This window comes from Vibrio sp. 1078-1 (genome assembly GCF_033340475.1).
The window spans coordinates 1-510 of the sequence record NZ_JAWOWM010000954.1; the positions used below are offsets into that span (position 1 = coordinate 1).

Genomic DNA, 510 nt, shown 5'->3' on the forward strand with positions numbered 1-510 from the left:
CTAACAGTACCGAAAAGACAATCTGCACGTAAGAGTAGGCTGATGCTTTACCTGCTTGTTGAGTTTGCATCGCCTTAGTCAGCCCAAGTTGACCAATTTGAGTGAACACGCCGACCAATACCAACATACACGTCAGGTAAAGATCTGGCATGACAAAGTTATCTCCCATAAACAGGATGGACGTTGGTAGCGCCACAAGTGGGAAGTAGAAAATGATCACCGAGCTGTCTTCGGTTTGGCTGAGCTTTCTTACAATGACATAAGCAATAGAGCTACCAAAAGCACCTAAAATAGCAATCATCACACTGAACATTGGAAGTGTTTGTGCAGATTCTACGCCGGTTTCTGGCCGAACCATGACGTAGACGCCGAGCAAACATAGCGCAATACAAATGAAGGTTGTGGGCTGAATTCGCTCTTTCAAAAAAATGACAGCGAGCATCGCCGTAAATACCGGATGAATGTATTGGAAGATGGTTGCTTCTGCCAAAGGTAACGTGGTCACCGAAT

1 protein-coding gene is annotated in these 510 nt (G+C 45.3%); it reads right to left on the reverse strand.

The window, feature by feature from the left end; all coding sequences use genetic code 11:
• Positions 1-510 (reverse strand): DMT family transporter (locus R7190_RS31060; protein WP_318138364.1); only part of this gene is annotated, 510 nt, incomplete at both ends.